The organism is Mycobacterium sp. 2-64, from assembly GCF_035918375.1.
Taxonomy (GTDB): domain Bacteria; phylum Actinomycetota; class Actinomycetes; order Mycobacteriales; family Mycobacteriaceae; genus Mycobacterium; species Mycobacterium intracellulare.
Genome location: NZ_CP142361.1, coordinates 1,678,958 through 1,705,596 on the forward strand (window position 1 = coordinate 1,678,958; position 26,639 = coordinate 1,705,596).

Sequence of the window (26,639 nt, forward strand, 5' to 3'; positions counted from 1 at the left end):
CTCCTCACTCGCGCCCCCTCGGCGCTCGCCGTCGGCGGACTAGCCGAATGGTACTGGGCTTTTGGGACATCGCGGTGCCCATCGTGGGTGCCCCGATGGCCGGCGGCCCCGGGACTCCCGCGCTGGCCGCGGCGGTGTCCAACGCCGGTGGGCTCGGTTTCGTCCCCGGCGGGTATCTCACCGCCGAGCGGTTCGCCGACGACATCGCCGCCGCGCGCAAGGCCACCACCGGCCCGCTGGGCGTGAATCTGTTTGTGCCCCAGCCCAGTGTGGCCGACTGGGTGGCCCTGGACTACTACGCGGCCGAACTCGAAGAGATCGCCGATCACTACCAGGTGGAGGTCGGTCACCCGCGTTACGGCGACGACGACGGGTGGGAACAGAAGCTCGAGGTGGTCGCCGACGTCCGGCCCGAGCTGGTGTCGTTCACGTTCGGCGTCCCGCCGCCCGACGTGATCCGGCGCCTCGGCGCGCTGGGCCTGCTGGTGATGGTCACGGTGACGTCGGCGTACGAGGCCGGGGTGGCCGTCGCCGCCGGCGCCGACAGCCTGGTGGTCCAGGGCCCCGCCGCGGGCGGGCACCGCGGCACGTTCGCGCCCGACATGGAACCCGCCAACGAGTCGCTGCACCAGCTCATCGACCGCATCCGCAACACCCATGACATCCCGATCATCGCCGCCGGCGGGCTGGGCACCGCCGACGAGATCGGCGCCGCCCTGCGCCGGGGAGCGGTGGCCGCGCAGGTCGGCACCGCGCTGCTGCTCGCCGACGAAGCCGGCACCAACCCCGCCCACCGCACCGCCCTGAAGAACCCGCTGTTCGCGACCACCGTTGTGACACGGGCCTTCTCGGGCCGCTACGCGCGCGGGCTGGAAAACGACTTCACCCGCATGCTCGACCACGTGGCGCCGCTGGGCTACCCCGAGGTCAACCAGATGACATCGCCCATCCGGGAAGCCGCCGCCGCCCTCGAGGACCCGAACGGGATACCGCTGTGGGCCGGGGCGGCCTTCAAGCACGCCAGCGCCGGCCCCGCGGCCGACATCATCGCCGGCCTCGTGGCCACCGATTAGCCGATTAGCCGATTAGCCCAGCACGCAGGCGGGGTCGGTGCACGGCAGCCCGAGATCGGCGGCCACCTGCCCGGACAGCAGCGCGCCGTCGTGCGTCGAAAGGCCTTTGGCCAGAGCATGATCCGATCGGCACGCCGCACGCCAGCCGCGCTCGGCGAGCGCGAGCACATACGGCATGGTCGCGTTCGTCAGCGCCACCGTCGACGTCTTGGGCACCGCGCTGGGCATGTTGGCCACGCAGTAGAACAGCGTGTCGTGCACAGCGAAGATCGGGTCGTCGTGCGTGGTCGGCCGCGAGTCCTCGAAGCAGCCGCCCTGGTCGATCGAGATGTCGACCAGCACCCCGCCCGGTTTCATCTGCGCGACAAGGGAATTCGAGACCAGGCTGGGGGCCTTGGCGCCGGGGCGCAGCACCGCGCCGATCACCAGGTCGGCGCGCTTGACGGTGCCCTCCAAGTCGTAGGCCGACGAGTACCGGGTGCGGACCTGCCCGCCGAACTCGGCGTCGAGCAACCGCAGCTTGTTGATGTTGACGTCGAGCACCGACACCATCGCCCCCATGCCGTTCGCGACGCGGGCCGCGTTGTAGCCCGCGGTACCCGCCCCGATCACGACGACGTCGGCCGGCTTGACGCCCGGCACGCCGCCCATCAGCACGCCGCGCCCGCCGTGGGTGCGCATCAGGTGATACGCCCCCACCTGAGCGGACAGCCGGCCCGCCACCTCGCTCATCGGCGCCAGCAACGGCAGTGTGCCGTCGGCGGTTTGGACCGTCTCGTACGCGATCGACGTCGTTCCGGACGCCAGCAAGGCCTCGGTGCACGCGCGCGAGGCGGCCAGATGCAGGTAGGTGAACAGAATCTGGTTGCGCCGCAACAGCTCATACTCGGCGGGCACGGGTTCTTTGACTTTGAGCAGCAGGTCGGCGTCGCCCCAAACCTGTTCGGCCGTATCGGCGAGTTGCGCGCCCGCCGCCTTGAACTCGGAGTCGGCGATCGCCGATCCCTCGCCGGCGCCGGTCTGGACGAGCACGTCGTGTCCGCGGCGGACCAACTCGGCGACACCAGCGGGGGTGATGGCCACGCGAAACTCGTTCGTCTTGGTCTCGGTCGGTACGCCGACTCGCATGATCGCCCCTCGTTCGCGCAGTCACTTTCGATTGTGAAGAAACTTCACAGGGCCCGCAATCGATGTGCATCGCATCGCCCGCTGGCTATGATCGGCGGATGACCGCCCCGTGCGTTTCGGCCACCGTGCAGATCGACGCCCGCCCCGACGTGGTGTACCGGCTCATCACCCACCTGCCCACCCTGGCTTCGCTGGCCGAGGAGGCGGTGGCGATGCAGTGGCGCAAGGGTGAGGCGGTCGCCCCGGGCGCGGTTTTCGCGGGCCACAACGAGAACCGCGGCCGGCGCTGGAGCACCAGATGCACCGTCACCGACGCCGAACCGGGCCGCCGCTTCGCCTTCGACGTGCGCTACAGCATCCTTCCCGTCGCCCGCTGGCAGTACGACATCGTCGCGGCGGACGGCGGCTGCGAGGTCACCGAGAGCACCTGGGACCGCCGGCCCGGGTGGTTCCGCAAGGTCGCCGGCAAGGCCACCGGCGTCAGCGATCGGGTGGCCGCCAACACCGAGCACATCCGGCTCACCCTGCAGCGCCTCAAGCAGCGCGCCGAAACCGAGTAGCCGAAGAGCCGCGGGAGTTCCGATGACGCGACGCGATCCCGCCGTAGCGGTCGTCGGAGCGGGCATGTCCGGGCTGTGCGTCGCAATTGCGTTGCTGCGCAGCGGCATTACCGATGTGACGATCTTCGAAAAGGCTGACGAGGTGGGCGGCACCTGGCGCGACAACACCTATCCGGGCCTGACCTGCGACATACCGTCCCGGGTCTACCAGTACACGTTCGCCACCAACCCGCACTGGTCGCACATGTTCTCACCGGGCGGTGAAATCCAGGACTACTTCCGGAAAATCGCGGACCGGTTCGGCCTGCGGGACCGCATCCGGTTCGGCACCGAAATCACCGACGCCCGTTTCGAGAACGGGCGCTGGTCCCTGCGCACCGCCGCCGGAGAACAGTGCGCGGCGGACTTTTTGATCACGGCCACCGGCGTGTTGCACCATCCCCGGATGCCGTCGATCGCCGGCCTGGACGACTTCGGCGGCCACGTCTTTCACTCGGCGTGCTGGGACCATTCCGTCGAGCTGGCCGGCCGGCGGATCGCGATCGTCGGCAACGGGTCCACGGGCGTGCAACTCGTCTGCGGCCTGGCCGGCGTGGCGGGCAGGGTCGTGCTGTTCCAGCGGACGCCGCAGTGGGTGCTCAAGCTGCCCAACCCCCGCTACACCCGGTTGGCCGGCATCACCCGCAACCGGTTTCCGTGGCTGGACCGGGTGGCGTACCGCGGCTACAGCATGGTGTTCGACCTCTTCGCGGTGGGGCTGACCAAGCCCGGCGTGCGCCGAAAGATCATGGGCGCGCTGTGCCGCGCCAGCCTCCGCGAGGTCCGCGACCCCGAACTGCGCCGGGCGCTGACCCCCGACTACACGCCGATGTGCAAACGGCTGGTGATGTCGGGCGGCTTCTACCGCGCGATGCAGCGCGACGACGTCGACCTGGTCACCGCCGGCATCGACCACGTGGAGCGGCGCGGCATCGTGACCGACGACGGCGTCCTGCACGACGTCGACATCATCGTGCTCGCCACCGGCTTCGACACCCACGCGTTCTTTCGGCCGATGCGGCTGATCGGCCGCGACGGCATCGCCGCCGACGACGTGTGGCGCGACGGGCCGCGGGCCTACCAGACCGTCGCGATGCCGGGCTTCCCCAACTTCTTCATGATGCTGGGGCCGCACAGCCCGGTCGGCAACCTGGCGCTCACGACCGTCGCCGAATCGCAGGCCGATCACATCCTGGGGTGGATCCAGCGTTGGCGCCGAGGTGAATTCGACACCGTCGAACCGACACGCTCGGCGACCGACAGCTTCAACGCCCGGCTGCGGGCCGCGATGCCGAACACCGTGTGGACCACCGGCTGTGACAGCTGGTATCTCAACAAGGACGGGGTGCCCGAGGTGTGGCCGTTCACCCCGGCCGCGCACCGCGCCATGCTGGCCAACACCGATCCGGGATCCTACGACCTGCGCCCGGTCGCGCCCTAGACACCGGCCGGGACAAAACCCGGTACCGCTGGTTCCGCATACTTGGTTGCGCAACTATACTGGCAGCGCGCGGCGTCGGAAACGCCGAGGTAGGGGGCAATAATGCTGACCGTTGACGACCAGGCGGCGGGTCCGCACGACGCGTCGCTCGACCACGAACGGCTGGTCCTCGAGGCGCGCGACGTGCACTTCGATTGGGCGGCACTGCCGTTCCATTACGTGCCCGGCGAGCCGTTCTCCACCCACGTCCTCAACGTGCTGCACCTGCTGCTGCCCGCGGGCGAGGAGTTCTTCGTCGACGTGTTCAAGAAGACCCTGCCGCTGATCAAAGACGATCAGCTGCGGCTCGACGTCCAGGGATTCATCGGGCAGGAGGCGGTGCACTCCCAGGCGCACGCCGGCGTGCTCGCCCACTTCGCCGCGCGGGGCATCGACCTGACCCCCTATACCGGACAGATCAAGTGGCTGTTCGACAAGCTGCTCGGGCCGCGGCCCCGCTGGAGCGAGCGCCGCCAGCACAGCTGGCTGCTCGAGCAGGTGTCCGTGGTCTCCGCCATCGAGCACTACACCGCCATCCTGGGCGAGTGGATCCTGAATTCGCCGGCCCACGACGCGATCGGCACCGATCCGGTGATGCTGGACATGCTGCGCTGGCACGGCGCCGAGGAAGTCGAACACAAGGCGGTGGCCTTCGACACCATGAAGCATCTGCGGGCCGGCTACTGGCGGCAGGTCCGCGCCCAGCTGGTCGTGTCGCCCGCCATGCTGCTGTTGTGGATTCGCGGCGTGCGGTTCCTGTACTCGCTGGATCCCCACCTGCCGCCGGGCGCCAAGCCGCGCTGGCGGGACTACTTCGCCGCCGCGCGCCGCGGATTGGTGCCCGGGCCACTGCGATTCGTGCGTGCGATCGGGAACTACTACCGCCCGGGCTTCCACCCCTCGCAGCTCGGCGGGCTGGGACTGGCCGTGGACTACCTGGCCGTCTCACCGGCCGCGCGGGCCTCGCACTGACCGATGGGCACCACGTCTCGCATCACCGCCAGCGACGGCGTCACGCTGGCCGTGCACCGCTACACCGACATCGACCCGGCGCGCCCGACCATCCTGGCGATCCACGGCTTTCCGGACAACCACCACGTGTGGGACGGCGTCGCCGGCGAGCTGGCCGGCCGACCCTACAACTTCGTCGCCTACGACGTGCGCGGGGCCGGTGAATCATCTTCTCCCGCAGAGCCTTCCGGGTACCGGTTCGCGCAGCTCGTCTCCGACATCGAGGCGGTCATCGACAGCCTGGGCGTCGAGCGGGTCCACCTGCTGGGCCACGACTGGGGCTCGATCCAGGCCTGGGCGGCGGTCACCGACGACTCGGTGATGCCCAAGGTGGCCTCGTTCACGTCGATCTCGGGCCCGCACCTGCAATACGCGGGGGCGTTTCTGCGGTCCGCGCGCACCCCACGGGCCGTGGCCCAGGTCGCCAGGCAGCTGATCTCCTCGGGCTACATCGGCTTCTTCCTGTGCCCGGGGGTGCCCGAGCTGTCGTTTCGCTCGCGCGTCGGCGTGAAAGTCATTGAGGCCCTTGAGCGCATCGGCCGCTCCAGCACCCGCAGCCAGCGCCACGACACCAGGCGGTCGCTCACCGACTATGTCAACGGGCTCAACCTGTACCGGCAGAACATGCCCGCGCCCATGCTGGCGCCGGGCCCGCAACTCCCCGAGACCTCCGTCGCGGTCCAGACGTTGGTTCCGCGGCGGGACGTCTTCGTCACCCCCGCGCTGCAGCGCTTCACCGGCGCAATTCCTCAGGGCGCCAGGGTGATCGCGATCGAGGGCGGGCACTGGGTGGTGACCTCGCGCCCCGACGTCGTCGCCCGGCTGACCGCCGAGTGGGTCGACCGGACCGTCGCCGGTGCGCCGCCCGCGGTCGAGTCGCGCGGCGAACGGGGCGAGGTGCGCGGCAAGCTCGCCCTGGTCACCGGCGCGGGTGCCGGGATCGGCAGGGCCACCGCGGTGGAGCTGGCCCGGCGCGGCGCCCGCAAAATCGTGCTGGCCGACCGCGATCGGGCGGCCGCCGACCAGACCGCCGACGCGGTCCGCGCCGCGTGCGCCGAGGCCGCGGTCTACCAGGTCGACGTCAGCGACGAGGCCGCGATGAACGACCTTGCCACACAAGTGCGTAACGAGCACGGGGTGGTCGACATCCTGGTGAACAACGCCGGCATCGGGATGGCGGGCCGCTTCCTGGAGACCAGCTCGGCGAATTGGGAAAACATCATGGGGGTCAACGTCGGCGGCGTCATCTCCGGCAGCCGGGCGTTCGGTGCGCAGATGGTCGAGCGCGGCGAGGGCGGAACGATCATCAACGTGGCCTCGGCCGCGGCCTTCCTGCCGTCGAAGTCGATGGTCGCCTACAGCACCACCAAGGCGGCGGTGCTGGCGCTCAGCGAATCGTTGCGCGCCGACTTCGCCGACGAGGGCATCAGCGTCACCGCGGTGTGCCCGGGCTTCGTCAACACCAACATCGCCAAGAGCACCATCTACGCCGGGATGAGCGCCGAGCAGCAGGAGCGGGCGCGGGGCAAGGCCGACGCCGCCTACCGGCGCCGCAACTTCACCCCCGAGGCGACCGCCAAGGCGATCGTGAAGGCCGTCAAGACCGGACCGGCGGTGCTGCCGATCGCCGCCGAATCCAGGATCGGCTACGCGATGCGACGCATCAGCCCGGGGGCGGTCCGGCTGTTCGCGCGGTTGGACATTCGGCAGACCTAGGGGGACCGGTGCCGGAAAGCATTTGGGCCAGCAGGCCCGCCGACCTGTACGGCCGGCGCGCCCACGACCGCTTCGGGTCGTTGCTGTGGGGTGTGCGGGCGGTGTTCGAGGGATTCGCCTCGGTGTCGCGGTGGGAACCCTCGCGGGTGAAGCCGGTGCAGCGCACGCTGACCGCGGTCGTGACCCAACGCGAGCTCGTCGCGCCCGATGTCGTCGCGCTGACGTTGGCCGACCCCGACGGGGGGCTGCTTCCCTCCTGGACGCCCGGCGGGCACATCGACGTCCTGTTGCCCTCCGGCCGGCGCCGGCAGTACTCGCTGTGCGGTCCGCCCGGGCGGCGCACCGACTACCGCATCGCGGTGCGCCGCATCGCCGGCGGCGGCGGCGGATCCATCGAGATGCACGAGGCTTTCGGCGTGGGCGACACGTGCGAATTCGAAGGCCCGCGCAACGCGTTCTATCTCGGCACCGCCGAGCGCGACGTCTTGTTCGTCATCGGCGGCATCGGCGTGACCCCCATCCTGCCGATGATCCGCGCGGCCGCGCAGCGCGGGATCGATTGGCGCGCAATCTATACCGGGCGCAGCCGCGAGTACATGCCGCTGCTCGACGAGGTGGTGTCGGTGGACCCGGACCGGGTGACGGTGTGGGCCGACGACGAGCACGGCCGCTTCCCGAGCGTGGCGGAGTTGCTGGCCGGCGCCGGCCCGGCGACCGCCGTCTACGTGTGCGGCCCGAGCGCCATGCTCGAGGCCGTGCGGATCGCTCGCGACCAATATGCCGGGGCGCCACTGCATTACGAGCGGTTCAGCCCGGCGCCCGTTGTCGACGGGGTTCCGTTCGAACTCGAGCTCGCGCGCTCCCGGCGGGTGCTCGCGGTGCCGGCCAACCGCACGGCGCTGGACGTCATGCTGGACCGCGACCCGACGACGCCCTACTCGTGCCGGCAGGGGTTCTGCGGCACGTGCCGGGTCAAAGTGCTTGCCGGGCAGGTGGATCACCGCGGGCGTGCCTCGCCCGGGGACGACGGCATGCTGGTGTGCGTGTCGCGGGCCGGCGGCGATCGGGTGGTCATCGACGCCTGAGCCGGTTACGGTCGGGACGGCTCCAGGTAGGCGGCCAGCGCGTTGGTCAGGCCCCGGCGCGCCATGTCGAGGTCGGCGTAGGAGCCCAGCTGGCGCTCGGACACCAGGCCGCGCATCGCGCCGGGGATCAGGGCGGCCACCTCGCGGACCCGGTCGGGGTCGACGGCCAGACCGGCGAAGGCCTGCTGGCAGGTCTCCAGCCAGCTCTTGCCCCAGGAAAACAGCTCGGCGGCCGTGCGCGGATAGAGGCGTTCGAGCTCGTCGGGATCGCGGGGCAACGCCGCGCGCAGGTTCTCGATCGCGCGCGAATCGGCCGATGCCAGGCCGGTGTAGAGGGTGTCGATGATGGCGCCGACGCGTTCGCGCAGCGGGGCGTCCGGCGAGATCGGGGCCGACAGCGTCGAGAACGTCGCGGCGCGGCGCTCCGCGGTGCGGTGCAGCACCGCGGCCCAGAACCCGTCGGTGTCGCCGAACTGGTACTGCACCGCGCCCCAGGTGGCGCCGATGTCCTTGGCGATGCGGTTGGCCGATACCGAGCCCGGCTCGCCGGAGGCCAGCGAGCGCAGCGCGGCCTCGAGCATGCTTTCGCGAGTCGCATGGCCCCGCCGGTTCGGGCGCCGGCCCGCGATGCCGGCTCCGCTGGTCTGAGGGGTCATTGGGCGATCTTATCCACTCGGGCGGGCAGGCCGCCGACGTTTTCATAGAGGGTACTTTGATTTTCTCGGGGCGCGGCTTATATTCGTACCCGAGGGAGGGCAGCTCACATGGCAGGGTTCGATGGCTAAGCCGCCGTTGTCGATGAAGCCGACCGGTTGGTTCCAGGTCGCCTGGTCCGACGAGATCGGCGTCGGCGACGTGCACAAGATGAAGTACTTCGACTCCGAGATGGTCGCCTGGCGCGCGGAATCGGGTCAGCTCACCGTGATGAACGCCTACTGCGAGCACCTCGGGGCGCACCTGGGGTACGGCGGCACCGTCGTCGGCGAGGTGCTGCAGTGCCCGTTCCACGGCTGGCAGTGGAGCGCCGAGGGGCGCAACGTCTGCATCCCGTACCAGGACCGCCCCAACCGCGGCCGGCGCATGCGCACCTACCCGGTGGTCGAACGCAACGCGTCGGTCTACATCTGGCACGACGTCGAGCGCCGCGAACCGTACTTCGAGCCGCCGGATGTGTTCGCCGCCTTCGAGGACGGCAGCACCGCCGACGATTACTACCCGCAGCAGCGGCTGTACCGCGAGACCCTGGAGATGCACCCGCAGTACGTGCTGGAAAACGGGGTGGACTTCGCGCACTTCAAGTTCGTGCACAAGACCCCGATCGTGCCGGTGTTCACCCGCCACGACTTCGCCGAGCCGGTGTCGTACGTCGATTTCACCATCACCTTCGAGGGCGACGACGCCCAGTTGATCGAGGACGTCAACAGCGGCGTGCAGGCCATCAACGGCGGCCTGGGCATCGCGGTGACCAAGAGCTGGGGGATGATCGACAACCGCACCATCTCCGCGATCACCCCGGTGGACGAGCGCACCTCCGACGTCCGGTTCATGGTCTACATCGGCCGCGCGCCGGGCGGCGATTCGGAACGCGCCGAACGCAAGGCGGCCGAATTCGGCCAGGAAGTGATCCGCCAGTTCACCCAGGACATCGAAATCTGGCAGCACCAACGGTATTCGGATCCACCCGCGCTGGCCCCCGACGAGTACGAGGGATTCACGGCAATTCGCCAGTGGGCCAAGCAGTTCTATCCCGAGGCATTCGTATCGCAGGAAGGCTTAGCGCAATGAGTACAGCACCGATCCGCGTCTTTCAGGTCGGAAGCGGCAACGTCGGCTCGGAGATGATCAGGCGGATCGCGACCCAGCCCGATCTCGAACTCATTGGCGTGCATGCCTATTCGCCGGAGAAGGTCGGCACGGACACCGGGGAGTTCGCCGGCGTGGGGACCAACGGGGTCAAGTTCACCGGCACCATCGAGGAGATCATCGCCGCCAAGCCGGACGTGCTGACCTTCCACGGCGTGTTCCCCGACGAGGACCTCTACTTACACGTGCTCGAGGCGGGCATCGATATCGTCACCACCGCGGACTGGATCACCGGCTGGCACCGCGACACCAATCACCCGCACCCGTCGGGCAAACCGGTGAGCAAGCTGCTGGCGGACGCCTGTGAGAAGGGCGGTGCCACGTTCTACGGCACCGGGATGAACCCGGGGCTCAATCAGATTCTGGGCGTGGTGTGTTCGGCCGACGTCGCCGACATCGAGAACATCACCACCATCGAGTCCGTCGACGTGTCGTGCCACCACTCCAAGGACACCTGGATCGAGGTGGGCTACGGCCAGCCGGTCGACGATCCCGACATCCCGTCGAAGCTCGAGAAGTACACCCGCGTCTTCGCCGACAGCGTGTACATGATGGCCGACTGCTTCGACCTGACACTCGACGAGGTCAGGTTCAGCTACGAGCTGGGCGCCTGCACCAAGGACGTCGACCTGGGCTGGTACACGCTGCCCAAGGGCTCGCTGGGCGGCAACTACATCAAGTACCAGGGCATGGTCGACGGCGTGCCGCGGGTCGAGACACACCTGGAATGGCAGATGACCCCGCACACCGACCCCAGCTGGAACATCAAGGGCTGCTACATCACCCAGATCAAGGGTGATCCGTGCATTTACAACAAGCACATGATCTTTCCCAAGCCCGGCGTGGACCTGTCCAACCCGGACAGCTTCGCCTCGATCGGCATGACCGTGACCGGCATGCCCGCCCTCGCCGCGATCAAGTCGGTGATCGCGGCGCCGCCGGGGCTGATCACCAGCGCCGACCTGCCGCTGCGCGGCTTCGCCGGGCGGTTCAAAAAGTAGGCGAGGCGTCGCACCGCCGCCAGCCACGCGTTTCTCGTGGCAGCGCCGCGGGTAACCACCCGTGGTGCACGCGGGATTTGTAGGTGCGGCAGCCGCGGCCGCGGCGGTCATTGCCACATGCTCGTGTCCCTCCGGTTCGGCCGACCCCGCGTCCGAGAGCCCACCGTTCCCGACCGGTCAGATGGGCGTGCCCGTGCATGCGCGGGCGGCCGGCGGCGCGACCGCCGACATCACTATCGACAGTGCAACGTGGTTACCGCCGGGGTGCGCCTCGCATTTTGCGAGTCCGACGCCTGGCTCCGCATGCAACGTGGTGGAAATGACGATCACCGCGACGTCTCACTACTTCTTCCAGTTCGACCAGCGCTATATGTTCGCCGGATACGGCGGCGGCAACGACGCCCCCCAGCCGGCAACGATGGCGGTCGACTACCAGAGACTGAACAAGATGCCCCCGCTGGAATCCGGTGGCCTTCACGACGGGCAGACCGCACATGGATTCGTCGGTTTCGCTATGCCGACGGGAGGCGAGCTGTACATCACGATTAACGATCCCTCGCAACCCGCTCCCTACACCGAAGCGGCCTGGATCGTCCACACCTGATCGGCGCGAGAAACCCACGTTCGAGCTGTCATTGAGATAACCCCTCGACGCACGCCGCGGCGCAGAAGGGACTCGGTCTAGGGTGAAGGCCATGCGAGTGGGAGTGCTGGGAGCCAAGGGAAAAGTCGGATCGACGATGGTGGCCGCCGTGCGGGCCGCCGAGGATCTGACGCTGTCCGCCGAGGTGGATGCCGGTGACCCGCTGAGCCTGCTGACCGACGGCGGCACCGAGGCGGTCATCGACTTCACCCACCCCGACGTGGTGATGGGCAACCTGGAGTTCCTCATCGGCAACGGGATTCACGCCGTCGTCGGCACCACCGGCTTCACCGCCGAGCGTCTGCAGCAGGTGCGGGCCTGGCTCGCCGAGAACCCGAAAACCTCGGTGCTGATCGCGCCGAACTTCGCCATCGGGGCGGTGCTGTCGATGCACTTCGCCAGGCAGGCGGCGCCCTTCTTCGACTCGGCCGAGGTGATCGAGCTGCATCACCCGCACAAGGCCGACGCACCGTCGGGCACCGCCACGCGCACCGCCAAACTGATCGCCGAGTCACGAAAAGGCTTGCCGCCCAACCCCGACGCCACCAGCACCAGCCTGCCGGGCGCGCGGGGCGCCGACGTGGACGGCATCCCGGTGCACTCGGTGCGCCTAGCCGGGCTGGTCGCGCACCAGGAGATCCTGTTCGGAACCGAGGGGGAGACGCTGAGCATCCGCCACGACAGCCTCGACCGGACCTCGTTCGTGCCGGGCGTGCTGCTGGCGGTGCGGCGCATCACCGAACACCCCGGACTGACGGTGGGCCTGGAGCCCCTGCTCAACCTGCAATGACCAAAGCGCTGCGCACCCAACTGCTCGTCGCCTTCATGTGCGTCGCGCTGTTGGTGTACTTCGCGCTGCTGGGACGGGTGGCCGTCGCCATGATCGCCTCCGGGCGGGCCGCCGCCGTCGGTCTCGGGCTGGCGGTGTTGGTCATGCCCGTCATCGGCCTGTGGGCGATGGTCGCGACCCTGCGCGCGGGGTTCGCGCATCAGCGGCTCGCGCGCCTGATCGCCGCCGACGGAATGGAACTGGACACCAGCGACCTGCCGCGCCGGCCGTCGGGCCGCATCCAGCGAGACGCGGCCGACGCGCTGTTCGCCACGGTGCGCACCGAAGTGGAAGACCACCCCGACGACTGGCGGCGCTGGTACCGGCTGGCCCGCGCCTATGACTACGCCGGGGATCGACGCCGCGCCCGCGAAGCCATGAAGACGGCCGTGAACCTGCAGGGCGACCATGAGTAAGACGCTGCTGATCGTGCACCACACGCCGTCGCCGCACACGCACGAGATGTTCGAGGCGGTCGTCTCCGGCGCGACCGACCCCGAGATCGAGGGTGTGGAGGTGCTGCGCCGCCCGGCGTTGACGGTGTCGCCGGCCGAGATGCTGGCCGCCGACGGCTACCTGCTGGGCACCCCGGCTAATCTCGGCTACATCTCGGGCGCCCTCAAGCACGCGTTCGACTGCTCCTACTACCAGCTGCTCGACTCCACCCGCGGGCGACCGTTCGGGCTGTACCTGCACGGCAACGAGGGCACCGAGGGCGCCGAGCGCGCGGTCGACACCATCACGACCGGGCTGGGTTGGTCCAAAGCCGCTGAGACGGTGGTGGTTTCGGGCAAGCCCGGCAAGGAGCAGCTGCAGGCGTGCTGGGAACTCGGGGCGACGGTCGCCGCCCAGTTGATGGATTACGCGTAGGTCGGCTTGAACGCGTCGGCCGGTTGCGCCAGGGCCAGCGCCGAGCTGGTGCCGAGCGGGCCGCGCCGGTCGAACAGGGTGGCCGCCCCGGTGGCGACCCCGGCCGTGCCGTAGTGACTCTGGGCGGCCAACCCCAGGAATTCGCCGTCGGGCAACCGGCTAGCGGTGACGGTGTAGTCGGCGTTGATGTAGCGCAATCCGCCGGTGCCCCAATGGGTGAGCGAACTCGTGATGTCACCGACGAACGCCAGCCGGGTGAACGGGGTCAGCGGGTGGCCCTGCACCATCGGTCGAAAGATCCTGGCCCACGCGAACTTCTGCGAGTCGGACTGCTCCCACTCGCCGGCGGCGATGCCCGGGCTGCCGTCGCGGGTGGCCCCATACCCCCAGATGAGGAACGGCATGGCCTCCGGGAAGCCGTCGGAGGATGTCGGCGGCGGCGGCATCTCGACCGGGAAGGACCACACCCGGCCGTCCGGATGATCGCCGCGACGGAGGAACAGCGCACTGGCCCGCGCGACGACCGTGCCGTTTTGTACCAGCTCGCCGTCGACCAGCTTGATGCGCCGACCCTCCCGCAGGACCGATGTCCGGATCTGCACCGGCGACATCAGCGCCGGGCGCAACAGGTCGACCGTGAACCGGGCGGGCTGCAGGTCCGGATCGACGCCGGATTGCTCTATGCCCCAACCCAACAGGCCGCCGACGATCTGGCCGCCCATGGCCGCGCCCCACGGCCCTTGCGTCATCGCGCCCGGAACGTAGGAGTCGCCGTCTACAGTGAAAAACGCCTCGGGCATGATGGCGGAATCGTTCGTCACCGCTATCACGATAGGACACCGGATAGTAAGGACCGGGTATGCCTCCAGTGATCGAAATCGCGCCCGACCACAACCCGTTCCCGACGGTCGGCGTGTCCCGCGGCCGCGACGGCGTCCCGCGCTACGACGAGCTGCCCGCCACCCTGCTGGACATGCTCGCCGAACACGTCGACACCCGTCCGGGCAGCGAGGCGCTGGTCGAGCTGGGCGGCGGCCGGCTGACGTACCGACAACTCTGGGACCGCGCCGCGCGGGTGGCTGGTGGGCTGCGCGCGGAAGGCATCAAGCGGGGCGACCGGGTCGCGGTGCGTTACCCCGCGGGGATCGACTGGGTGCTCGCGTTCTGGGGCGTCGTGATGGCCGGCGGCATTGCGGTGGCGGTCAATACGCGCTCCGCTCAACCGGAGGTCGACTTCGTCCTGTCCGACTCGGGTGCGGGGCTCGATCTGGCGCCGGATTCCCCGCTGCCCGAAGGGCCGCCGTACGTCAGCGAGCAACTTGGCCGCACCGACGTGGCCGCCCTGTTCTACACGTCGGGCACCACCGGCCACCCCAAAGGGGTGCCCACCACCCACGAGGCGTTCCTGACCAACACCGAGAACGCGATCCGGTGTCTGCAACAACCGCGAGACCTGGGCGAGGGAATGCGGACGCTGATCTCGGTTCCCCTGTTCCACGTGACGGGTTGCAATTCACAACTTTTGGCCGCCGCACGGCTCGGGGGAGCGTCGGTGATCATGCCCACCCTGAACCTCGACGCGTTGATCGCCGCGCTGGGCGCCGAGCGCGTGTCGGTGCTGGTGACGGTGCCGGCGATCTACTCACTGTTGTTGCGGCACAAGGGGTTTGCCGGGACCGACGTCTCGGGGATCCGGTGGGTGGGATACGGCGGGCCCCCATCGCCCCGTCGCTGGTGCGGACGGTGAAGAACGCGTTCGGCCACGCCACCGTGTTCAACGGCTACGGCATGACCGAGACGGCATCGCTGATGACGGTGCTGCCCGACGGCGAGGCCGTCGAACACGCCGACTCGGTCGGGTACGCGGTCCCGTCGGTGGACCTCGGGCTGATCCCGTTGGGGGACGAGCCCGGCGTGGGTGAGCTGGTGACCCGCGGCGCCAACGTCACCGCCGGCTACTGGAACCGGCCCGAAGCCACGGCGACGACCTTTGCCGACGGCTGGCTGCACACCGGCGACGTGGTGCGCGTTGACGACGCGGGCAGGGTGCACCTCATCGACCGGCTCAAGGACATCATCAACCGCGGGGGCGAGAACGTCTCCAGCGTCGAGGTCGAGGCCGTGCTGCTGGGGGCGCCCCACGTCGCGGACGCCTGCGTGCTCGGGGTCGCCGACGACGTCATGGGGGAGAAGGTGGGGGCGGTGTTGTTCGGCGGTGACGACGACATCGACGTGCCGGCCGTGCTGGAGCACTGCCGCGGCCGGCTCGCCGATTTCAAAGTGCCGCAATACGTCACGGTGGTCGATACCGCGCTGCCGCGCAACGCCGGCGGCAAGCTGCTCAAGGCCAGGCTCCGCGAACAGGTGCGGTGGGGGGAGCCGCTGCGATGAGCGCGAGCCTGTTGGTCGCCAACCGCGGCGAGATCGCACTGCGGATCATCCGCACCGCAACCGAACTGGGCATGCGGACCATCGCGGTGTACGCCGGCGACGACGCGCAGAGCCCGCACGTGCACGCGGCCGACGAGGCGATCGGGTTGCCCGGCAGCGGCCCGCGGGCCTACCTGGACCAGTCCGCCGTGTTGGCGGTGGCGAAGAGCTCCGGCGCGGACCTCATCCACCCCGGATACGGATTCCTCAGCGAGAACGCCGAATTCGCCGACGCGTGCGCGGCCGGCGGCCTCACGTTCGTCGGCCCCGACCCCGCGGTGCTCGGGTTGCTCGGCCACAAGACCGCGGCCCGCGGCGCCGCGCTGGCCGCCGGGGTGCCGGTGCTTCCCGCGACCGACGGGGCGAGCAGCGGCGTGGACGTCAAGGCGTTCTTCGCGGCGCAGCAGGGCGGCATCATGCTCAAGGCCCTCGCCGGCGGCGGCGGACGGGGAATGCGCAAGGTGCACCGCGCCGATCAGATCGACGACGCCTACCAGCGCTGTGCGGCCGAGGCGCAGCTGGGTTTCGGCGAACCGGCGCTGTACGCCGAGGCGCTCCTCGACGACGCCCGCCACATCGAGGTGCAGGTTGTTGCCGCACCGGCCGGCCACCAGACGCACGCGTTGGCGGTCGGGGATCGCGACTGCAGCATCCAGCGCCGCTACCAGAAGCTGGTCGAAATAGCCCCCGCCCAAGGGCTTTCGGATGAGCTGCGCCGGGCGCTGCATCAGGCGGCGGTGCGGCTGTGCGCGCGCGTGGGCCTGCGCGGGCTGGCCACGGTCGAATTCCTGGTCACCGGCGAGGATTTCGTCTTCCTCGAAGTCAACCCGCGAATCCAGGTAGAGCACACCGTCACCGAGGAAACCACCGGACTCGACCTGGTGGCCGTCCAGCTGGCGATCGCCGGCGGCGCGTCCTTCTACGGGCTGGGGTTGCCGGCCGGCATCGCGTCCGACGGGCTCGAAGTCATCGGCGAGCCGGCCGCCCAGCGCGGCATCGCGATTCAGCTCAGGGTCAACGCGGAGACGTTCGGGCCCGACTTCTCCGTGCTGGCGTCGGCGGGCACGCTCACGGCGTTCACCCCGCCCAGCGGGCCGGGCGTGCGGGTCGACACCTATGGCCGGCCCGGGCAGGTCGTGAGCCCCCAGTACGACTCGCTGCTGGCCAAGGTCATCGTCCATGTGCGGGGGACGTCGTGGCCGGCGGCGCTACGCAAAGCCGGCACCGCCCTGTCCGAGTTCGGCATCGAGGGCATCCACACCAACATCGGATTCCTCCGCGAGCTGCTGCGCGCGGACCGCGTCGAATCCGGTTGGGTGAGCACCGATTTCGTCGACGAGAAACTTCCCGAGCTGGCCCGCGCCGCGCAATCACACGAGCAAGAGCCGGCGCCGGCGGAGGTCGAGCTCTATCCCGGCGAGGACGCGCTGCGCGCGCAGCTGGCCGGCACCGTGGTCGAGGTGGCGCCCGAGGGGGCGCAGTACGCCGCCGGAAGCCAACTGGTCGTCCTGGAGGCGATGAAGATGCAGCACGTGCTCGTCGCGCCGGACGCGCTGCGGACCGTCCGGACTCTGGTAACGTCCGGGCAGGTCGTCGGCACCGGCGACCCGCTGCTGATCTTCACCCGCGCGGACGCGGGGGACGGCGGAGAATCCGTAAGGGCCGCAACCGATCTCGACCGGCCGCGCGCCGACCTCGACGAGGTGACGCGGCGCCACGCGCTCACCCTGGACGAGGGCCGTGCGGCGGCCGTCGCCAAGCGGCACCAGCAAGGCCGCCGCACCGCGCGGGAGAACATCGCCGATCTGGTCGATCCCGGCAGCTTCGTCGAATACGGCGCGTTGGCCATCGCGGCGCAGCGCAGCCGCCGTTCCGAAGAGGACCTGATCGCCAACACCCCGGCCGACGGCCTGGTGGCCGGCCTGGCGACCATCGGCGCGGAGCGGTTCGGGCGGGCCGCCGCCGAGGCCGTCGTGGTGTCCTACGACTACACCGTGCTGGCCGGCACGCAGGGCATGCGCAACCACGCCAAAACCGATCGCGCCTTCGACCTGGCCGCGCGCAAGCGACTGCCCGTGGTGCTGTTCGCCGAGGGCGGCGGGGGCCGGCCGGGCGACACCGACGTCGGCGGCGCTGCCGGGCTGGACGTGCCGACCTTCCGGATGCTGGCCGGGCTGCGCGGCGAGGTGCCGCTGGTGTCGATCGTGTCCGGCCGATGCTTTGCCGGCAACGCCGCCCTGGCCGGGGTCTGCGACGTGATCATCGCCACGCCGGACGCCAACATCGGGATGGGCGGGCCGGCGATGATCGAGGGCGGCGGGCTGGGCGTGTACCCGCCGGAGGCGATCGGGCCGATCGGTGTGCAGCGCCGCAACGGCGTGGTCGGCCTGGTCGCCCGGGACGAGGCGCACGCGGTGGCGCTGGCCAAGCTGTACCTGTCCTACTTTCAGGGCAGCCTGGGTGAGTGGGAAGCGCCCGACCCCCGGCTGGCCCGGCATGTGGTGCCGCAGAACAGGTTACGCGCCTACGACGTGCACCGGGCGATCGAGGCGATCGTCGACGTCGGATCCGTGCTCGAGCTGCGGGGAGACTACGGCGTGGGCATCGTCACCGCGCTGGTGCGCGTCGAAGGGGTGCCATACGGGCTGATCGCCAACAGCACCCACCACCTGGGCGGCGCGATCGATGCCGAGGCGGCCGACAAGGCGGGCGACTTCCTGGCCCTGTGCGAATCGTTTGGGCTGCCGGTGATTTCGCTGTGCGATACCCCCGGCTTCATGGTGGGTCCTGACGCGGAGACCCAGGCGGCGGTGCGCCGCTTCGGCCGCATGTTCGTACTCGGCGCGCGGCTGACGGTGCCGCTGGGCATGATCATCTTGCGCAAGGCATACGGGCTCGGCGCGATGGCGATGGCCGGCGGCTCCTTCCGCGCGCCCCAGTTCACCATCGCCTGGCCGACCGGCGAGATCGGCGGCATGGGATTGGAAGGCGCTGTGCGCCTTGGCTACAGCAAGGAGCTGGCCGCGGTCGACGATCCCGCCGAACGGCAGAGCCTCTTCGATCGCCTCGTGGCTGCCGCCTACGAGCACGGCAAAGCGCTGCGTGCGGCCACCACGTTCGAGCTGGACGACGTGATAGACCCGTCAGCCTCCCGGGCCTGGATCACCAGGCTCTCGGGAGGCTGACCGGGTTTGAGCGATTATCCGTGGCCGGAGCCGCAGCCGACGCCGGGCAGGCAGCCGGTGCCGCCGGGCACTCCGCCGGGGCCGGCGAACTGGCCGCCGGAGCCGCAGCCCACACCCGGGACGCAGCCCTGACCACCGGGTCCGCCGCCGGGACCCTCGAACTGGCCTCCCGAGCCGCAGTTCCCGTTGGCGTCGCAGCCGCCACCGCCCGGATCCTGCTTGAAGGTGATGTGGGTCGGCGCTGGTCCGGCTACGGAAACGTCAGCAACGGCCGCGGGCGCGGCAGCGATAGCCGCAGCCACAGCCCCGGCGACAACCAGCGGTTTCATGAGTGTCAATTTCGATAGCATGCGCGTGGCATACCACCTCAACACATGTCCAAAACATCGCGAATAAGATTCGGTGGCAAACGACGGAAGGCCAACGACATGACCTCACAAGATCTGACCGGCCGTACCGCAATCATCACCGGCGCGTCACGTGGAATTGGCCTGTCGATCGCTCAACAGCTCGCGGCAGCGGGCGCCAACGTGGTGCTGACCGCGCGCAAGCAGGAGGCGGCCGACGAGGCCGCCGCGCAGGTCGGCGAGCGGGCCGTCGGCGTCGGGGCGCACGCGGTCGACGAGGAGGCCGCCCGGCGCTGCGTGGACATGACCCTCGAGCGCTTCGGCACCCTCGACATCCTGGTCAACAACGCCGGGACCAACCCCGCGTACGGCGCGCTGATCGACCAGGATCATGCCCGTTTCACCAAGATCTTCGACGTCAACCTGTGGGCTCCGCTGCTGTGGACCTCGCTCGCCGTCAAGTCGTGGATGGGTGAGCACGGCGGATCGATCGTCAACACGGCCTCCATCGGCGGCATGCACCAGTCCCCGGCGATGGGCATGTACAACGCCACCAAGGCGGCGCTGATCCACGTCACCAAGCAACTGGCGCTGGAACTTTCGCCGCGCGTGCGGGTCAACGCGATCTGCCCCGGGGTGGTGCGCACCCGGCTGGCCGAGGCGCTGTGGAAGGACCACGAGGATCCGCTGGCGTCGTCGATCGCGCTCGGGCGCATCGGCGAACCGATCGACGTGGCCGCGGCGGTCGCCTTCCTGGTTTCCGACGCCGCGAGCTGGATCACCGGCGAAACCATGGTCATCGACGGCGGTCTGCTGCTGGGCGCCGCGCAGGGATTCCGGTCCGCCCCCGGCGGCGGTCAATGAACGCCTTCGACGCGGCCGAGCTGGACGCGCGGGTGCAGGCACTGCTCGACGAGCACGATCCGAAGGACGGCGACGCGCGGGAATTCCTTGGCGCGCAATACGATGCGGGACTGGCCTGGGTGCACCTGCCGCGGGGCTTCGGCGGGCTGGATCTGCCGCGCACCGCTCAGGAGCGCGTCGACGCCCGGCTGGCCGCCGCCGGGGCGCCGGTGGGCGGCACCCCCAAGAACTACATCGGCATGGGCATGGCCGCGCCGACCATCGCGGCGTTCGGCACCGACGAACAGAAGCGAAAGTTCTTGCGCCCGTTGTTCACCGGTGAGCAGATCTACTGCCAGCTGTTCAGCGAGCCGGGTGCCGGATCCGACCTCGCCGGGGTGTCGACCCGCGCGGTCCGCGACGGCGACGAGTGGATTGTCAACGGGCAGAAGGTGTGGACGTCGCAGGCGCAGCACGCGCACATGGCCATCCTGGTCGCCCGCACCGATCCGGCCGTGCCCAAACACGCCGGCCTGACCTACTTTCTCTGCGACATGACGCAGCCCGGCGTCGAGATCCGGCCGCTGCGCCAGATCACCGGCGAGGCCGAGTTCAATGAGGTCTTCCTCACCGACGTCCGGGTGCCCGACGCGAACCGGCTGGGCCCGGAGGGTGGGGGCTGGCGGGTCGCGACCACCACGCTGAACAACGAACGGGTCGCCATCGGTTCCCGCGCCGGCGCGCCGCGCGAGGGCGGCCACATCGGCAAGGTCGCCGACGCCTGGCGCGCCGAGCCGGCCCTGCGCGACCCCGCCATGCACGATCAGCTGATGCGGTTGTGGGTGGAGGCGGAGGTCTTCCGGCTCGCCGGTGAACGGCTGCGGCAGCAGGCCGCCACCGGTCAGCCGGGGCCCGAGGGGGCCGGCATGAAGGTGGCGTTCGCCAAGCTGGCGCAAGCGATTTCGGGCTTCGAGATCGAGCTGCACGGCGAATCCGGCCTGTATTACGACGACTGGACCATGCGCCGGCCCGAGACGGTCGACCTGGTCGGCCGCGGGCCCGGCTACCGCTACCTGCGGGCGCGCGGCAACTCGATCGAGGGCGGCACGTCGGAAATCCTGCGCAACACCATCTCCGAGCGGATCCTCGGCCTGCCGGGTGAACACCGCGTCGACAAGGACGCCGCGTGGAAGGACCTGCCCCGATGAGCCCCCTTGCCGTGCTGACCGGGGACCTGCTCTATTCGGACACCGAAGAGGCGCTGCGGGCCGGCGTCCGTCAGCTCTTCGCCGAGCGTTGCCCGCCCGAATCGGTGGCCGGCGTGTATGACGCCCAACCCCAAGACTTCTCGGGCGTGTGGCGGACGCTGGCCACCGAATTGGGCGTGGCCGGCCTGCTCGTTCCCGAGTCGCTCGGCGGGGCCGGCGCAAGCGCCCGCGAGGCTGCGGTGGTCATGGAGGAGATCGGCCGGGCCGTTGCGCCGGTGCCGTTCTTGTCCAGCGCGGTCCTCGCCACGGTGGCACTGCTGCGCGCCGGGGACACCCGGACCGTCTCGGCGCTGGCCCAGGGCGAGCTGACGGCGGCGTTGGTGGTGCCGCTGACCACCGCGCCGGACGACCCGGTCACCGGGGTCAGCGGCGGACCCGGCGGACTCAGCGGATCGGTCACCGCCGTGGCCGGCGCCGGCGAGGCCGACGTGCTGGTGGTGCCCGTCACCGGTCCGGACGGGCTCGAGCTGCACACCGTCGACCGCGCCGCGGCGGGCGTGCAGGTGTCGCCGCTGCTCGCGCTGGACATGACCAGACCCCTTGCCGCCGTGACGTTTTCGGGCGCGCCCTCCTCGAAGGTCGGCGCGGGCGACGGGCCGGTGGCCGATGCCGTCCTCACCGGGGCGGCCCTGCTCGCGTCCGAGCAACTCGGAGTCGCCCAATGGTGTTTCGACACCACGCTGGACTACGCCCGGCAGCGCCGGCAGTTCGGCCGCACGATCGGCTCCTACCAGGCGATCAAGCACCGGCTGGCCGACCTGTGGTTCGACGTCGGCGCCGCCGCGGCCGCGGCCCGCTACGCGGCCGACACCTGCGCCCGGGCCGACGACGACGCGGCCGCGGCGGCCGCCATCGCCCAGGCCTACTGCAGCGATATCGCCGTGCACGCCGCCGAGGAATGCATCCAGCTGCACGGCGGCATCGGGATGACCTGGGAGTATCCCGCGCACCTCTACCTCAAGCGGGCCAAGAGCGACCAGCTGGCGTTCGGCACCGGCTACCGGCACCGCGCCCGGCTGGCCGAGTTGGTGAACCTGCCGCCGACCTGACGGCCCCGCGCAACCGTCAGCGCGGGAACGCCGCGGCGAACACCTCCGTCATCGCGTCCCAGTGCCGCTCGGCGGCCGCGGGGTCATACGGCGCGTTGTCCGGGACGGCGAACCCGTGGCCCGCCGAATACCACTCGATGGTGTGCTCGACGCCGGCCGCCGTCAGCGCCTTGTCGAGCTGTTCGGCGTGATCGGCGGTGAACGACGCGTCGTTCTGGGCGCCGCCCACGTACACCGTCGCGCTCATCCGGTCGGCCAGCAGGTGCGGGCTGTCGTCGGTGTCGGTCACCAGGCCGCCTCCGTGGAACGACGCCGCCGCGGCCACCCGGTCGGGCACCCGGCCGGCGACGATCAGCGACGTCCGCCCGCCCATGCAATAGCCGCACACGCCGAAGCGCTCGCCGGACACCTCGGGGCGCGCCGCCAGGTAGTCGAAGAACGCGGTGGCGTCGGCGGCCATCCGGTCCGGGGTGACGCTGCCGATCATCGAAAACAGGCGCCCCCGTTCTGACTGGTCGTTGAAGACGGTCGCCATGTCGAACGGCGCCCAGTCGGCGGTGCGGTAGTAGACGTCCGGGAGCAGCACGGCATAGCCGAATCCGGCCAGCTTGGCGGCCATCTCCTCGAACGTGCCCCGCACGCCGCCGGCGTCGGGATACATGACCACACCGGGCCACGGGACTTGGGATTCCGGACCGTCGGGCGTGAACAGGTGCACCGGGCAGGTGCCATCGGGGGTGGTGACGACGTCGGTGATATTCGGCATGGCACCCGTTCTACTCCGCTTGCCTAGACGTATCCTGACCGCGTGCCAATCCCGACGCCCTACGAGGACCTGCTCCGACTGGTGCTCGACGAGGGAACGGCCAAATCCGACCGCACCGGCACCGGGACCCGAAGCCTGTTCGGCCGGCAGCTGCGCTATGACCTGTCGGCCGGTTTCCCGCTGCTCACCACCAAAAAGGTGCACCTCAAGTCGGTGGTGTATGAGTTGCTGTGGTTCCTGCGCGGCGATTCCAACGTCGCCTGGCTGCACGAGCACGGGGTCACCATCTGGGACGAATGGGCAAGTGACACAGGCGATCTCGGGCCGATCTACGGCGTACAGTGGCGGTCCTGGCCGACGCCGACGGGTGAGCACGTCGACCAGATCAGCGCCGCCCTGGATTTGCTGCGCACCGACCCCAACTCGCGGCGCATCATCGTGTCCGCCTGGAACGTCGGCGAGATCCCCCAGATGGCGCTGCCGCCGTGTCACGCCTTCTTCCAGTTCTACGTGGCCGACGGCCGGCTGAGCTGCCAGCTTTACCAGCGCAGCGCCGACCTGTTCCTCGGCGTGCCGTTCAATATCGCCAGCTACGCGCTGCTGACGCACATGATGGCCGCCCAGTCCGGCCTGTCGGTCGGCGAGTTCGTGTGGACGGGCGGGGACTGCCACATCTACGACAACCACGTCGAGCAGGTGCGGCTGCAACTGAGCCGCGAGCCGCGGCCCTACCCGGAACTCGTTCTGGGCGAACGTGATTCGATTTTCGACTACACCTACGACGACGTCGTCGTGCGCAACTACGATCCGCACCCGGCCATCAAAGCCCCCGTCGCGGTATGACGCGTACTACCACTGTGGGCCTGGTGTGGGCCCAGTCGACCTCCGGCGTCATCGGACGCGGTGGCGGCATCCCCTGGAACGTGCCGGAAGACCTCGCCCGGTTCAAAGAGGTGACGATCGGGCACACCGTGGTGATGGGCCGGCGGACCTGGGACTCGTTGCCGGCCAAGGTGCGGCCGCTACCAGGCCGGCGCAACGTCGTGCTGTCCCGCGAGGATGGCTTCGCCGCCGACGGGGCGCAGGTGGTCGGCTCGCTGGACGCGGCCTTCGCCGGGGCCGAGGGGGAGCCCGCGGTCTGGGTGATCGGCGGCGGGCAGGTGTATCTGGCCGCGTTGCCGTACGCCACCCGGTGCGAGGTCACCGAGATCGAGCTCGACCTGCGCCGCGACGACGACGACGCGCTGGCGCCCGCGCTGGACGACACCTGGGTGGGCGAGACGGGGGAGTGGCAGGCCAGCCGGTCCGGGCTGCGGTATCGCTTCCACAGCTACCGTCGGTGAGCCTGCGCAGCCGCTCGCGCCCGGCCCCGACCTGACATACTCGGACTCGGGGTCGGTCGCAGGGTCTACCAGGAGTTTGGTCAGAAGGGGGAATTGGCAGTGATAACCGAACCCGTGAAGACGTTCTCGCGAAAGTTCATGGGCTACGACGCGTCCGCCGTCGATGCCCACATCGAAATGTTGACCACCAAGCAGCAGCTGCTGCTTGACGACGTCGAAAGCCTGCGGGCCCGGCTGCAGGAATCCGGCGAGCAAACCGCCGCGCTGCGCAAGGAGGTCGCCGCCCTCACCGACACGTCACCCTCGCCGCACGCAATGCAGAAGCGGATGGCGAAAATGCTGCAGCGCGCGGTCGACGAGGTCGCCGAGATGCAGGCCGAGGCGCGCGCCGAGGCGGACGCGCTGATCGCGGCGGCCGAGGCCGAGGCCGAAGCCGCCGAACGCAAGCGCGACGAGGTGCTCGCCGACATGGCCGCCCAGCAAAAGGCGCTGGAAGCCGAGTACGAACAGACCAAGGAAAAGCTCGACGCCGAACTGGCCGAGATGCGCGCCGAAACCCAGGCGGCGATCGACGAAGCGCGGCGAAACGCCGAGCTGGAGTGCGAGCGGCTCCTCGGTGACGCCAAGCAGGGGGCCGATCACTACCGTGACAAGGCACGGCGCGCGGTCGATGAGGCGACCGCGCAGCGGATCGAGATCCTCGAGCAGCTGATGGGCGTCTACCGCGACCTCGACGGCGTTCCGGCCGCACTCGAGGCGGCCTACCAAGAACAGAAGAACCCGTCCGAGGACGGCGCCCTGGCTCCGGTGGACGGCAAGGTCCGCGCGAGCTGAGCTCCCGCCAGCCCGCGCCGACGGGCCCCGACGGCGGGGTATTCTCGGCGCCGTGTCGACCCGCAGGCTCTCCGCCGCTCAAGCCCGGCGGATAGCCGTTGCGGCCCAAGGATTTACCGAGCCCCGGCCCGGCGGCGAGATCACCCGGGCGCACCTGAAACGGCTGATCTCCCGAATCCAAGTGCTGCAACTGGATTCGGTCTCGGTGGCGGTGCGCGCCCATTACGCCCCGGTGTTCAGCCGGCTCGGCCCCTACGACCGTGACGTGCTCGACCGCGCGGCCTGGGGCCCGCGTTCGTCGCGGCTGCTGGCCGAGTACTGGGCGCACGAGGCCGCGCTGATGGCCGTCGAGGACTGGCCGCTGCTGCGCTGGCGGATGCGCCAGTACCGCCACGGCCGGTGGGGGACCCACATCGTCAAGGCCAATCCGCGGCTGGCTGAGAAGGTGGTCGCCGCCGTCGCCGAGCTCGGGCCCAGCACGGCCGGCCAGATCGAGGCGCATCTGGCCGCCGGGCCGCGCGGGCCACGCGGGAGCTGGTGGGGCAGCCGCAGCGACACCAAATGGGTGGCCGAGGCGCTGTTTTCGGCCGGGGTGCTCACCACGGCCACCCGGGTGGGCTTCGCCCGCCATTACGACCTGGTGGAACGGGTGCTGCCGGCCGCGGTGCTGGCCCGCGAGGTCGACGACGACGAGGCGCTCCGCGAACTGACGCTGCGGGCGGCCACCGCGCTGGGGATGGGCACCGAGGCCGACATCCGCGACTATTTCCGGCTGTCCGCCGCGCAGGTCAAGCCCGCGATCGCCCAGTTACTGGCCGCCGGTGACATCGAGCGGGTCGACGTCGACGGCTGGTCCGCCCCCGCCTACCTGCGTGCGGGCCGGACGGTGCCGCGCGCCGACCGCGGCACCGCGCTGCTCTGCCCGTTCGACCCGCTGATCTTCTTTCGGCCCCGGGTCGAGCGGCTCTTCGAATTCCATTACCGCATAGAGATTTACACGCCGGCGGCCAAACGGCAGTACGGCTATTACGTGTGGCCGCTGCTGATGGACGGGCGGTTGGTGGCGCGGGTCGACCTCAAGGCCGACCGGCCCGCCGACTCGCTGCGTGTCGTCGGCGCATTCGCCGAGCCCGACACCCCCAAAGCCCGCGTGGCCGCCGCGCTGGCCGGCGAGCTTCGGTCCATGGCGTCCTGGCTGGGCCTGGGCGGGTTCAGCGTCTCCGGGCGGGGAGACCTGGCCGCCGACCTGCGGGCGATCAGCTGATGTCCGGCCTGC

General features: G+C 70.1%; 25 protein-coding genes and 1 pseudogene. 21 read left to right on the top strand and 5 right to left on the bottom strand.

Translation table 11 applies throughout. The features are described 5' to 3' along the window. Positions 1 to 47 precede the first annotated feature (47 nt). Positions 48 to 1,073 carry a nitronate monooxygenase gene (locus tag QGN31_RS08165; protein WP_009952939.1) on the top strand — a complete coding sequence of 342 codons (1,026 nt, stop codon included), beginning with the start codon at positions 48 to 50 and terminating at the stop codon, positions 1,071 to 1,073. A 12-nt stretch (positions 1,074 to 1,085) separates the two neighbouring features. Here the strand turns inward: QGN31_RS08165 and ald are convergent, their stop codons facing one another. Further along, entirely contained in the window at positions 1,086 to 2,201 is a 1,116-nt protein-coding gene (ald, locus tag QGN31_RS08170) for an alanine dehydrogenase (protein WP_014942583.1), read from the bottom strand. 98 nt (positions 2,202 to 2,299) lie between these two features. Here ald and QGN31_RS08175 point away from each other — a divergent pair, with 98 nt between their 5' ends. The 5 genes from QGN31_RS08175 to QGN31_RS08195 all read left to right on the top strand — a co-directional run bounded on the left by QGN31_RS08175 (position 2,300) and on the right by QGN31_RS08195 (position 8,092). Beyond that, entirely contained in the window at positions 2,300 to 2,761 is a 462-nt protein-coding gene (locus QGN31_RS08175) for an SRPBCC family protein (RefSeq protein ID WP_009952942.1), read from the top strand. A 22-nt stretch (positions 2,762 to 2,783) separates the two neighbouring features. Continuing rightward, a complete protein-coding gene (locus tag QGN31_RS08180; protein ID WP_014942582.1) occupies positions 2,784 to 4,241 on the top strand; it encodes a flavin-containing monooxygenase in 1,458 nt (485 codons plus the stop codon). Positions 4,242 to 4,343: 102 nt separating this feature from the next. Continuing rightward, entirely contained in the window at positions 4,344 to 5,252 is a 909-nt protein-coding gene (locus QGN31_RS08185) for a metal-dependent hydrolase (RefSeq protein ID WP_014942581.1), read from the top strand. Between the two features lie 3 nt (positions 5,253 to 5,255). Then, positions 5,256 to 7,007 carry an SDR family oxidoreductase gene (locus QGN31_RS08190; protein ID WP_014385411.1) on the top strand — a complete coding sequence of 584 codons (1,752 nt, stop codon included), beginning with the start codon at positions 5,256 to 5,258 and terminating at the stop codon, positions 7,005 to 7,007. Positions 7,008 to 7,015: 8 nt separating this feature from the next. Continuing rightward, a complete protein-coding gene (locus QGN31_RS08195) occupies positions 7,016 to 8,092 on the top strand; it encodes a PDR/VanB family oxidoreductase (protein ID WP_014380638.1) in 1,077 nt (358 codons plus the stop codon). 5 nt (positions 8,093 to 8,097) lie between these two features. On the opposite strand, the gene QGN31_RS08200 is transcribed toward QGN31_RS08195, so the two are convergent. Then, complete coding sequence (locus tag QGN31_RS08200; protein ID WP_009952948.1) at positions 8,098 to 8,673, bottom strand: hypothetical protein; 576 nt, start codon at positions 8,671 to 8,673, stop codon at positions 8,098 to 8,100. A 196-nt stretch (positions 8,674 to 8,869) separates the two neighbouring features. Here QGN31_RS08200 and QGN31_RS08205 point away from each other — a divergent pair, with 196 nt between their 5' ends. The 6 genes from QGN31_RS08205 to QGN31_RS08230 all read left to right on the top strand — a co-directional run bounded on the left by QGN31_RS08205 (position 8,870) and on the right by QGN31_RS08230 (position 13,298). Next, on the top strand, positions 8,870 to 9,877 hold the full coding sequence (locus tag QGN31_RS08205; RefSeq protein ID WP_014385409.1) for a Rieske 2Fe-2S domain-containing protein: 1,008 nt from the start codon (positions 8,870 to 8,872) through the stop codon (positions 9,875 to 9,877). Then, positions 9,874 to 10,956, top strand: a complete 1,083-nt coding sequence (locus QGN31_RS08210) for an NAD(P)H-dependent amine dehydrogenase family protein (RefSeq protein ID WP_014942580.1) — start codon at positions 9,874 to 9,876, stop codon at positions 10,954 to 10,956. The genes QGN31_RS08205 and QGN31_RS08210 overlap by 4 nt, the downstream gene beginning before the upstream one ends. Before the next feature lie 64 nt (positions 10,957 to 11,020). Continuing rightward, entirely contained in the window at positions 11,021 to 11,560 is a 540-nt protein-coding gene (locus tag QGN31_RS08215) for a hypothetical protein (protein ID WP_043955801.1), read from the top strand. Between the two features lie 91 nt (positions 11,561 to 11,651). Then, the gene (dapB, locus tag QGN31_RS08220) at positions 11,652 to 12,389 is read left to right on the top strand and encodes a 4-hydroxy-tetrahydrodipicolinate reductase (RefSeq protein WP_043955799.1); all 738 of its coding nucleotides are present in this window, start codon (positions 11,652 to 11,654) and stop codon (positions 12,387 to 12,389) included. Further along, a complete protein-coding gene (locus QGN31_RS08225) occupies positions 12,386 to 12,844 on the top strand; it encodes a hypothetical protein (protein WP_009952956.1) in 459 nt (152 codons plus the stop codon). Before dapB ends, QGN31_RS08225 begins: the two co-directional genes overlap by 4 nt. Continuing rightward, the gene (locus tag QGN31_RS08230) at positions 12,837 to 13,298 is read left to right on the top strand and encodes a flavodoxin family protein (RefSeq protein WP_008258632.1); all 462 of its coding nucleotides are present in this window, start codon (positions 12,837 to 12,839) and stop codon (positions 13,296 to 13,298) included. Before QGN31_RS08225 ends, QGN31_RS08230 begins: the two co-directional genes overlap by 8 nt. On the opposite strand, the gene QGN31_RS08235 is transcribed toward QGN31_RS08230, so the two are convergent. Further along, positions 13,289 to 14,098, bottom strand: coding sequence for a thioesterase family protein (locus QGN31_RS08235; RefSeq protein ID WP_036390089.1), 810 nt, complete (start codon positions 14,096 to 14,098; stop codon positions 13,289 to 13,291). The two genes, QGN31_RS08230 and QGN31_RS08235, sit on opposite strands and share 10 nt — an antisense overlap. Positions 14,099 to 14,157: 59 nt before the next feature. Here QGN31_RS08235 and QGN31_RS08240 point away from each other — a divergent pair. Together QGN31_RS08240 and QGN31_RS08245 are read left to right on the top strand one after the other, a co-directional pair. Continuing rightward, a pseudogene (locus QGN31_RS08240) lies at positions 14,158 to 15,689 on the top strand (class I adenylate-forming enzyme family protein). Next, positions 15,686 to 18,913 carry an acetyl-CoA carboxylase family protein gene (locus QGN31_RS08245; RefSeq protein WP_014942578.1) on the top strand — a complete coding sequence of 1,076 codons (3,228 nt, stop codon included), beginning with the start codon at positions 15,686 to 15,688 and terminating at the stop codon, positions 18,911 to 18,913. The pseudogene QGN31_RS08240 and the gene QGN31_RS08245 overlap by 4 nt, the downstream one beginning before the upstream one ends. Positions 18,914 to 18,927: 14 nt before the next feature. On the opposite strand, the gene QGN31_RS08250 is transcribed toward QGN31_RS08245, so the two are convergent. Beyond that, positions 18,928 to 19,242: a hypothetical protein gene (locus tag QGN31_RS08250; protein WP_008258627.1), complete on the bottom strand. Its 315-nt coding sequence runs from the start codon at positions 19,240 to 19,242 to the stop codon at positions 18,928 to 18,930. A gap of 99 nt (positions 19,243 to 19,341) precedes the next feature. On the opposite strand from QGN31_RS08250, the gene QGN31_RS08255 reads away from it, so the two are divergent. Genes QGN31_RS08255 through QGN31_RS08265 form a run of 3 tightly spaced genes read left to right on the top strand, consistent with a single transcriptional unit; the run spans position 19,342 to position 22,420 of the window. Then, complete coding sequence (locus QGN31_RS08255) at positions 19,342 to 20,124, top strand: SDR family oxidoreductase (protein ID WP_008258626.1); 783 nt, start codon at positions 19,342 to 19,344, stop codon at positions 20,122 to 20,124. Then, complete coding sequence (locus QGN31_RS08260; protein ID WP_008258625.1) at positions 20,121 to 21,311, top strand: acyl-CoA dehydrogenase family protein; 1,191 nt, start codon at positions 20,121 to 20,123, stop codon at positions 21,309 to 21,311. Before QGN31_RS08255 ends, QGN31_RS08260 begins: the two co-directional genes overlap by 4 nt. Positions 21,312 to 21,322: 11 nt before the next feature. Beyond that, positions 21,323 to 22,420, top strand: a complete 1,098-nt coding sequence (locus tag QGN31_RS08265) for an acyl-CoA dehydrogenase family protein (protein ID WP_014942577.1) — start codon at positions 21,323 to 21,325, stop codon at positions 22,418 to 22,420. A 16-nt stretch (positions 22,421 to 22,436) separates the two neighbouring features. On the opposite strand, the gene QGN31_RS08270 is transcribed toward QGN31_RS08265, so the two are convergent. Further along, positions 22,437 to 23,186 carry a dienelactone hydrolase family protein gene (locus QGN31_RS08270; RefSeq protein WP_009955233.1) on the bottom strand — a complete coding sequence of 250 codons (750 nt, stop codon included), beginning with the start codon at positions 23,184 to 23,186 and terminating at the stop codon, positions 22,437 to 22,439. A gap of 42 nt (positions 23,187 to 23,228) precedes the next feature. Between QGN31_RS08270 and QGN31_RS08275 the strand changes: the two genes are divergently transcribed. The 4 genes from QGN31_RS08275 (at position 23,229) to QGN31_RS08290 (ending at position 26,627) form a co-directional block, all read left to right on the top strand. After that, positions 23,229 to 24,029, top strand: a complete 801-nt coding sequence (locus tag QGN31_RS08275) for a thymidylate synthase (RefSeq protein ID WP_014380625.1) — start codon at positions 23,229 to 23,231, stop codon at positions 24,027 to 24,029. Continuing rightward, positions 24,026 to 24,529: a dihydrofolate reductase gene (locus tag QGN31_RS08280; protein WP_043955160.1), complete on the top strand. Its 504-nt coding sequence runs from the start codon at positions 24,026 to 24,028 to the stop codon at positions 24,527 to 24,529. The genes QGN31_RS08275 and QGN31_RS08280 overlap by 4 nt, the downstream gene beginning before the upstream one ends. Before the next feature lie 99 nt (positions 24,530 to 24,628). Next, positions 24,629 to 25,363, top strand: coding sequence for a cell division protein DivIVA (locus tag QGN31_RS08285; protein WP_009955236.1), 735 nt, complete (start codon positions 24,629 to 24,631; stop codon positions 25,361 to 25,363). A gap of 52 nt (positions 25,364 to 25,415) precedes the next feature. Further along, the gene (locus tag QGN31_RS08290) at positions 25,416 to 26,627 is read left to right on the top strand and encodes a winged helix-turn-helix domain-containing protein (RefSeq protein WP_014942576.1); all 1,212 of its coding nucleotides are present in this window, start codon (positions 25,416 to 25,418) and stop codon (positions 26,625 to 26,627) included. Positions 26,628 to 26,639: the final 12 nt, after the last annotated feature.